Below are 7,682 nucleotides of genomic sequence, written 5' to 3'. Positions count from 1 at the left end.
TTCGAGGAGTCTCGCGCCTTCCGCACAAATCAACAGAGTGCCAAAATCAATAATAAGCTTTTACATAGCCTTATTTTAATAAATGTTTCTCAAACCATTCAACAGTGGCTTTTAAACCTTCTCTGCTAACTTTGTGATCAGCTTGTGCATCACTTATAAAGTGAAGATTAGCTGGTGTCTTCTCATAATTATCCTTTATCGATTGATAAAATTGATACGTTAAGTGAAAGGGTACGATTGGATCCTTTTGTCCATGCCAAAATAATAACGGCCGATTTTCCAGCCTTTCTGGTTGAAGACTTAAATCAAATGGACGAATGAACGATAATTGCTCTTCAATCTGCTCATCTGTAAAAGAAAGACTAATGCCAATGCTTTTCATTTGTTCTAATTGCCAATGTAAATATTCCTCATAGGCAGGCATCCCCATTAAACTGACTGCAGCTTTAACCCATTTATATTTAGTTAGAGCACCCAAGGTCACAATTCCGCCCATTGAAGTTCCAGCAAGTCCAATTTGCTCCTCGTCAGCTAATCCTTCATTAACATAGTATTCCTTATAATCATTTAATTCATGGATAGTCTTAATGACAATTTCCCAAAAATGACTGTATAGATTTTTCTCCTCTATGCCTTGCCCTCTTTCACCATGGTATATCGCCTCTGGTAAGATGACCCGAAATCCCTTTTCCGCTAATAAATAGGCGTAATGAAGATTGTGCTCCTTTGCACTGGTAAATCCATGATTGAAAATGATGAACGGAAGCTTTTTTTGTTGTTCACTCTTGTTTACTATATGTAGATGAGGATTATTTTTCAGCAAACTTTTTTCTACGAGAATCACTTAGGAAGAACCCCCTGGACAAAAAAAATTATATCGACAATCTAATTCCTATGAAGTGAATTTTTTTACAGGTATGGTATAAAATTGTTAACATAGGAGTTATACAAATTTGATTTTCCGCCAATAAAAGAAAATTCATAGTTGTAGTGTAACATTTCATATGTTAATTATCTAAAGCTTAGACTTATGAAATTAAAAAACAATTTAAGAGGAGTCAATATGGCAGAAAAACATTTAATTGCATTGGACTTAGATGGAACTTTATTAAAAGATGATAAAACAATTTCTGAGAAAACGAAAAGCGTTTTAAGTAAAGCCCGAGAACAAGGTCACGTGGTAATGATTGCAACAGGAAGACCCTATCGTTCGAGTGAACCTTATTACCACGAACTTAAGCTTGACACTCCCATTGTGAATTTTAATGGTGCCTTTATGCATCACCCACTCGATTCAAGCTGGGGATTTTATCATGATCCTCTGGATTTAAAAGTAGCTAAAGATATTGTAGAAGCTTGCCGTTCATTTAACTTCCATAATATTATTGCCGAAGTTATTGATGATGTTTACTTCCACTATCATGACGAAAAACTGTTAGATATATTCGGTATGGGGAATCCAAATGTAACGACGGGTGATTTGCGAAATTTTTTAAAAGACTCCCCAACTAGTTTGTTAATCCATACGGAGGAAGATGAATTAAAGCAAATCCGTCAACATTTGTCAGACCTCCACGCTGAGGTGATAGATCATCGCAGTTGGGCGGCACCATGGCATGTAATTGAAATTATCAAAATAGGTTTAAGCAAGGCTGTTGGATTAAAAAAGGCTTCAGAATACTTCAACATTCCACCTGAAAGAATTATTGCTTTTGGTGATGAAGATAATGATTTAGAAATGCTTGATTATGCTGGTCGTGGTGTAGCGATGGGAAATGCGATTGATAAAGTCAAAAGTATTGCTAATGAAGTGACCCTTACGAATGAGGAAGACGGTATCGGAGTATATTTGTCAGATTTGTTAAATATAAAATAATTCAAGTTGTTCACCATTGTTTACCTAAATGAAAAGCTCTGATTTGAGCATACTAATTTTTGTGAGGCAGTTTGCTTCACACCAAGCTCACCAAATTGGAGGGATTGCAATGGGTAAACGAAACAAATCAAAACGCTTTGTCCAGCAAGGAGTAGATACTGTCAGTAAGCACGCTGAACGTATTCCTTACCACATGACCTACGCTGAAGCGGAAGCCCAGAAAATGTCCAATGTGCGTGACTCCTCGCTTGGAGGAATATAACCATGGGAAACCAGTTGTTCCAAGAAGCAAGAAGATTTGTTGAGATGGCGAAAACGGCCGACCCTGCTGAACGTAATTCTGTGGTTTCGAAAGCGAAAAATGCATTAAGTTCTGCATACGCTAATTCAACAGTCGCAGAACAAAGTCAGCTCCAAGAAATGCAAAATGAGCTTGAGCAATTGAAATAATCAGAAAAGCTGGCACGTTACTGAAACGTGCCAGCTTTTCATTTTAATAAGGTGATCTTGAAGGCTAATGGTTACCACTTTTTCATTATTTCTCTGTTTTCGGTCATCATGAACGTTTCATGGTTACAGGACCATCCGCTGGAAGATTAAATTTTACCTTGCTGACTAATCTTTGGTTATTACTTAATGGTTGATCATTTAGTTTTCTTGGTAAAAGAGTGGCAGTAACTGTATATTGTCCTTCAGGCACTCTTTGTCCATTTACTTGGTAATTCCATTTTTCTACCTTCCTAAAGGTATGATGAGGGTCAATCTTAATGGTTTGCAAAGCCTGTAAAAAAAATCGTCCTTTTGAATATCGATATACCTCATGCCCAGATGAGTCTGCCACTGAAATCTCAACATATTGAGAGGTAGGAAATTCAAAACTTAATGGGTAATCGCCTGTATTTTTAATTAGTAACTCGAATTCCACTTTCTCATGTCCAGCAATAGGAGTAACTGAAAATTGAAAGGGATGATCGATTTCACCATGATTTGCTTCTCCTTTTAAACTAAAGGGAAATAGAAACAAAATTACACATAAAACACCTCTCACGTTTTACATCCTCCTTATTCACGCCTAAAGAATCCATAAATTCCAGTTGTCTGAATGATATTGGTAAATGCATTTGGATCAACATCAGCCAGGATACGTTCTAAGTCATAGAGCTCATAACGGGTAATAACAATCATCAGCATGTCTCTAGATTCATTTGAAAAAGCACCCTTTGCAGGAATCATTGTAATACCCCTAACAAGCTGTGAATGAATCGCTTTCTTAAGCTCATCTGCCTTTTTTGTAATAATCATTGCTGTAAGCTTAGCATGCCTCGTATGAATGGCATCCACTACTCTTGTTGACGCATACAAGGAAACAATCGTATAAAGGGCTTTTTCCCATCCATATAAAAAACCAGCTGTAATAATAATAAATGCATTTAAAATAAACATATAACTGCCAATCGGTTTATCTTTCATCCTTGATAAAACCATCGCAATAATATCTAAGCCCCCAGTTGAAGCCCCCCATTTCAAGGTCATTCCAACACCAACTGCTAATATAACACCGCCAAATACAGCATTTAGAAGAATATCTTTTGACACTTGTGTAATAGGAATTAATTCTAAGAATAGTGATGATAAAGCCACACTTAAAAAACTATAAATGGTAAAGGATTTACCTACTTTTAACCACCCTAATATTGCTACTGGAATATTTAGCAATAGCAATAAAAATCCCATTGATATATTTAAGGGCGTTTGTTCACTTAATACTTTCGATAATAATTGTGCTATTCCAGAAAATCCGCTAGAATAAACATTTGCTGGAATTAAAAATAAATTTATAGCCAGGGCATTTAGGAATGCACCGACTATAACAATTATTGATTTTTTGATTTGTTGCCATAACAAAAGCACCATCTCCTTCAATTTTTAAGGTACTATCTCTAAGCAGATAATTGTATTTTTGAGGTGAAACCGATAAACTGAAACTAACTATATTAGCTCCGAAAGCAGGTGAGCTTCATGCCGGTAAAAATACTAGCTGACAGCGCATGCGATTTACCGAAAGATTTTTACTCTGATCATAACGTGACATTGTTTCCACTCAAAGTACAGGTTAATGGACAAGAATATGAGGATGTTAAAACCATTGATCCTAAAGCTGTGTATGACGCCATACGCGCAGGCGATGTTCCAAAAACGTCACAAGTTTCTCCTTTATTATTTGAGGAAGTCTTTACTAAAATGGCTGAAAATAATGAAGATGGAATATATATTGCTTTCTCTTCAGCATTATCTGGTACATATCAGACATCTGTTATGATTCTTGACCAAGTAAAGGAAAAATATCCAAACTTTAATTTAACGATTGTCGATACAAAATGTGCTTCTCTTGGTTTTGGTCTTGTCGTGAAAGAAGCAACAAGGCTTGCAGCCGAAAATGTATCAAAGGATGAAATACTTAAAGATGTGCTATTCCGCAGTCAACATATGGAGCAGCTTTTTACGGTAGAGGACTTAGATTATTTAGCCAAGGGCGGCCGTGTTTCAAAAGCGTCAGCCTTTTTGGGGGGATTACTAAATATCAAGCCTATCCTGAATGTTGAAGACGGAAAACTCGTTCCCATTGAAAAAATACGCGGAAAAAAGAAGGTTTACCGCCGTATAGTTGAACTAATGAAAGAACGTGGTGAAAACTTTAGTAACCAAATAATTGGAATCAGCCATGCTGATTCCGAGGAAACATTAGAAGAAGTAAAAACATTAATTATGGAAGAATTACATCCAAAGGATATTTTTACTTCCTCGATTGGCTCGGCGGTTGGAGCCCATACCGGACCTGGTGCAATTGCCATTTTCTTTTTAAATAAACAGCCATCTTAATACATTGAAAAAAAGCGGGGAGCTTCCCCGCTTTTTTTGATTTATTTATGATCCGTTTTTTTCGAATATTGATTTTTACCTGCTTGACGATTTTTTTCTCTCATCATATTTTTCTCATGTCTTAATGCATTATTATCTTGAGCTTTTTTATCATTATCTGATGTATGCGGCATACTCATACCCCTTTCAAAATGCTTTCCACATTAGTGTTGTCAATTTAAAAAAGAGTATGTAGAAAAAAATTAATCTTTCTTTAGATAGGTCCAGCTTCCTTCTTGATACACTCTGCCGTCTTTCATAAGCTTTCCAAGTGCACGCTTAAATGCACCCTTACTTAACTGAAAACGTTCCTGTATCTCTTCAGGCATACTTTTATCATTAAAAGGCATGGCACCATTTCTGCTCATTAAATACTCAAAAACACGTTCCGCATCAAGGTCCTGCGATTCCTCTTTTCTCGCAAGTAAAGAGACATTTACCGTCCCATCTTCCTTGACATCAATAATTCTTCCTTCTACCATTTGCCCTAAACGTGGCTCTATTTGCCTTTGAGACTCATGTATAAAGCCTTTATACCCTTCAATGGTATAGATCCAGCTGCCAACCTTTGCTGTCCGATAGATGTGCCCTTGAATATTCTTGTTATAATCAGCCCTAGTCGCCTGTGTAGAAATGGATTCTATGACAGGGTCAGTCGCAAGCTTAGCATATAAAAGAAAATTGTTATTCACTCTTAAGGTAACATAAACCAAATCCCCAGCCTTTGGCCAGACTGATTTATGAACGGGAAGATCATCAATACCTAATAATAAATCCTTTTTAATCCCAATATCTAAAAACACACCAACATGTGGATTGGAATCGACTACTTTAAGCCAAGCATATTTGCCAATTGTTACTTCAGGTATGGTTGTAGAAGCGGACGTCCTGCCTTCGGAGTCAACATATAGGAACACCTCAACGGATTCATCTTCTTCGTATTCTCGGTCAGCCTCATTTTTATGCAGCAAAACATCTTCATTTCCATCTGTTAAAAAATAGCCGAAGTCTGCTTTTCGTGCTACCGTTAAAGTAACGGTTTGACCTATAAGTTCTTGTAAAGACATTATTAACTCACCTTTTCTCTCCTATAGTTATCCATAGGGTTGTTTGACTTGCTATATTTTACTATAATGTAGCCATAAAGGGAAACTTTAGCAGGATTACATACCGTTATTAAAAATATATTGGGGGTATTATTACTATGGCCAAAGATGAATCATTTGATATTGTATCCAAAGTGGAATTTACGGAAGTCAATAATGCAATTACCGCAACAATGAAGGAAATTAAAACCCGTTATGATTTTAAAGGCAGCAAAAGTGAGGTTACATTGGATAAAGAAGAGCTTGTTCTAGTTTCAGACGATGAATTTAAAATGGACCAGTTAAAAGACGTCTTGCTAGGAAGATTAATCAAAAGAGGTGTTCCTGTTAAGAATCTTGACTATGGCAAAATGGAAAAAGCCTCTGGCGGAACTGTTCGTCAAAGAGCGAAGCTTGTCCAAGGAATTGATAAAGAAAATGCAAAAAAAATTAATACGATTATTAAAAATAGCGGCCTAAAGGTGAAAAGTCAAATTCAAGACGACCAAGTCAGAGTCAGCGGTAAAAACCGTGATGATTTACAAAAGATTATTTCGTTGGTACGGGAAGCAGACCTAACTGTCGATGTTCAATTTATTAACTACAGATAATAAGGCTCTAAAAGGGTGAAAAGGAAATATTCCTTTTCACCCTTTTTTATTTTGCTCATATTTTTGTGCATATTCCTCAAACTAAAATGGTAAATATCCTTGGAGGTAGAATAAATGACCAACAATAATCAAAAACAACAAAAGAAAGCTTTCCCGCCACAGTACCAAAATCATCAGCCCGGAATTGAAAGTGAAATGAATCCTCGGCCCGTGTCAGTTGACCCCAATTACAAAAGTGCTGGGAAACTAGCCGGTAAAACAGCCATTATTACTGGCGGGGATAGTGGAATTGGTAAATCAGTTGCGGTTTATTTTGCTAAAGAAGGTGCAGATGTTGCGATTTCCTACTTAGAGGAGCATCAGGACGCAGAAGAAACAAAAGCACTTGTTGAAGCAGAAGGCCGTAAATGCCTGCTCTTTGCCGGCGATATTGGCAATGAAGATTTTTGTAGGGACATTGTTAATCAAACAAAAGACCAATTTGGTAAAATTGATATTTTAGTCAACAATGCAGCAGAGCAGCATCCGCAGCAAAGCCTGTTAGATATTACCTCTCTACAGCTTGAAAAAACATTCCGAACCAATATTTTCTCCTTTTTTTATATGTCTAAAATGGTTCTGCCCCACTTGAAAAAGGGTGCCACTATTATTAATACAGCCTCAATCACTGCTTATGCAGGGAATGAGCAATTATTGGATTACTCTGCTACGAAAGGTGCAATTGTTACCTTCACTCGTTCCCTGGCAAAGTCACTTGCACCACAAGGAATTAGGGTTAACGGTGTCGCACCAGGTCCGATATGGACACCGCTCATTCCCTCAACATTCACTGAAGACCAAGTTGTAAGCTTTGGTACGGATACGCCAATGGGCAGAGCAGGTCAACCCTATGAACTTGCCCCAAGTTATGTTTATCTGGCATCTGACGATTCTTCCTATGTAAGCGGCCAAATCATCCATGTAAACGGTGGGAAAATCATTAATGGATAGGAAATTCCACTAGAAAAATGAGGCTGGGACATAACTAGCTTCTATAAATGAAAAAAGTGAAATCGCATCGTCGATTTCACTTTTTTCATTTTTTTCTCATCTATTCAGACAAGATCTTACGATCTTGCCGCATATTTTCTTAAGTTTACGGCCATTAACGCAAGGCCAATGTCGTTTTCAACTTTCGATTTTCCTCGGACT

At 37.1% G+C, this 7,682-nt stretch carries 11 protein-coding genes; 6 read left to right on the top strand and 5 right to left on the bottom strand.

Translation table 11 applies throughout. The features are described 5' to 3' along the window. Positions 1-70: 70 nt before the first annotated feature. Positions 71-844 carry a prolyl oligopeptidase family serine peptidase gene (locus CHI06_RS11020; protein WP_095248601.1) on the bottom strand — a complete coding sequence of 258 codons (774 nt, stop codon included), beginning with the start codon at positions 842-844 and terminating at the stop codon, positions 71-73. A gap of 219 nt (positions 845-1,063) precedes the next feature. Here CHI06_RS11020 and CHI06_RS11015 point away from each other — a divergent pair, with 219 nt between their 5' ends. The 3 genes from CHI06_RS11015 to CHI06_RS11010 all read left to right on the top strand — a co-directional run bounded on the left by CHI06_RS11015 (position 1,064) and on the right by CHI06_RS11010 (position 2,326). Continuing rightward, a complete protein-coding gene (locus CHI06_RS11015; protein ID WP_095248600.1) occupies positions 1,064-1,876 on the top strand; it encodes a Cof-type HAD-IIB family hydrolase in 813 nt (270 codons plus the stop codon). Between the two features lie 109 nt (positions 1,877-1,985). After that, on the top strand, positions 1,986-2,138 hold the full coding sequence (locus tag CHI06_RS29720) for a hypothetical protein (RefSeq protein ID WP_179292599.1): 153 nt from the start codon (positions 1,986-1,988) through the stop codon (positions 2,136-2,138). A gap of 2 nt (positions 2,139-2,140) precedes the next feature. After that, on the top strand, positions 2,141-2,326 hold the full coding sequence (locus CHI06_RS11010; RefSeq protein ID WP_095248599.1) for a DUF3813 domain-containing protein: 186 nt from the start codon (positions 2,141-2,143) through the stop codon (positions 2,324-2,326). Positions 2,327-2,432: 106 nt separating this feature from the next. On the opposite strand, the gene CHI06_RS11005 is transcribed toward CHI06_RS11010, so the two are convergent. Together CHI06_RS11005 and CHI06_RS11000 are read right to left on the bottom strand one after the other, a co-directional pair. Further along, positions 2,433-2,924, bottom strand: coding sequence for a BsuPI-related putative proteinase inhibitor (locus tag CHI06_RS11005; RefSeq protein WP_095248598.1), 492 nt, complete (start codon positions 2,922-2,924; stop codon positions 2,433-2,435). A 14-nt stretch (positions 2,925-2,938) separates the two neighbouring features. After that, positions 2,939-3,790 (bottom strand): YitT family protein, encoded by an 852-nt coding sequence (locus tag CHI06_RS11000; RefSeq protein WP_179292598.1) that lies wholly within the window; start codon positions 3,788-3,790, stop codon positions 2,939-2,941. 105 nt (positions 3,791-3,895) lie between these two features. On the opposite strand from CHI06_RS11000, the gene CHI06_RS10995 reads away from it, so the two are divergent. Next, entirely contained in the window at positions 3,896-4,756 is an 861-nt protein-coding gene (locus CHI06_RS10995; RefSeq protein ID WP_095248596.1) for a DegV family protein, read from the top strand. A gap of 41 nt (positions 4,757-4,797) precedes the next feature. On the opposite strand, the gene CHI06_RS10990 is transcribed toward CHI06_RS10995, so the two are convergent. Both CHI06_RS10990 and CHI06_RS10985 read right to left on the bottom strand, forming a co-directional pair. Further along, the gene (locus CHI06_RS10990; protein ID WP_081810752.1) at positions 4,798-4,929 is read right to left on the bottom strand and encodes a DUF3941 domain-containing protein; all 132 of its coding nucleotides are present in this window, start codon (positions 4,927-4,929) and stop codon (positions 4,798-4,800) included. Positions 4,930-4,998: 69 nt separating this feature from the next. Further along, positions 4,999-5,862: a CvfB family protein gene (locus CHI06_RS10985; RefSeq protein ID WP_095248595.1), complete on the bottom strand. Its 864-nt coding sequence runs from the start codon at positions 5,860-5,862 to the stop codon at positions 4,999-5,001. Positions 5,863-5,999: 137 nt separating this feature from the next. Between CHI06_RS10985 and CHI06_RS10980 the strand changes: the two genes are divergently transcribed. Both CHI06_RS10980 and CHI06_RS10975 read left to right on the top strand, forming a co-directional pair. Then, positions 6,000-6,491 (top strand): YajQ family cyclic di-GMP-binding protein, encoded by a 492-nt coding sequence (locus CHI06_RS10980; RefSeq protein WP_095248594.1) that lies wholly within the window; start codon positions 6,000-6,002, stop codon positions 6,489-6,491. A 114-nt stretch (positions 6,492-6,605) separates the two neighbouring features. Beyond that, positions 6,606-7,481 (top strand): SDR family oxidoreductase, encoded by an 876-nt coding sequence (locus CHI06_RS10975; RefSeq protein WP_095248593.1) that lies wholly within the window; start codon positions 6,606-6,608, stop codon positions 7,479-7,481. Positions 7,482-7,682 lie beyond the last annotated feature (201 nt).

The sequence above is a fragment of the Bacillus sp. 7884-1 genome (assembly GCF_002272245.1).
Lineage (GTDB): Bacteria > Bacillota > Bacilli > Bacillales > Cytobacillaceae > Neobacillus.
Note: the sequence above shows the minus strand (reverse complement) of the source record. Positions and strands in the feature narration are given on the sequence as shown.

Coding starts and splice junctions, on each gene's coding strand:
- CHI06_RS11015 (WP_095248600.1), top strand. CDS start 1,064: ATGGCAGAAAAACATTTAATTGCATTGGACTTAGATGGAACTTTATTA.
- CHI06_RS29720 (WP_179292599.1), top strand. CDS start 1,986: ATGGGTAAACGAAACAAATCAAAACGCTTTGTCCAGCAAGGAGTAGAT.
- CHI06_RS11010 (WP_095248599.1), top strand. CDS start 2,141: ATGGGAAACCAGTTGTTCCAAGAAGCAAGAAGATTTGTTGAGATGGCG.
- CHI06_RS11000 (WP_179292598.1), bottom strand. CDS start 3,790: ATGGTGCTTTTGTTATGGCAACAAATCAAAAAATCAATAATTGTTATA.
- CHI06_RS10995 (WP_095248596.1), top strand. CDS start 3,896: ATGCCGGTAAAAATACTAGCTGACAGCGCATGCGATTTACCGAAAGAT.
- CHI06_RS10990 (WP_081810752.1), bottom strand. CDS start 4,929: ATGCCGCATACATCAGATAATGATAAAAAAGCTCAAGATAATAATGCA.
- CHI06_RS10985 (WP_095248595.1), bottom strand. CDS start 5,862: ATGTCTTTACAAGAACTTATAGGTCAAACCGTTACTTTAACGGTAGCA.
- CHI06_RS10980 (WP_095248594.1), top strand. CDS start 6,000: ATGGCCAAAGATGAATCATTTGATATTGTATCCAAAGTGGAATTTACG.
- CHI06_RS10975 (WP_095248593.1), top strand. CDS start 6,606: ATGACCAACAATAATCAAAAACAACAAAAGAAAGCTTTCCCGCCACAG.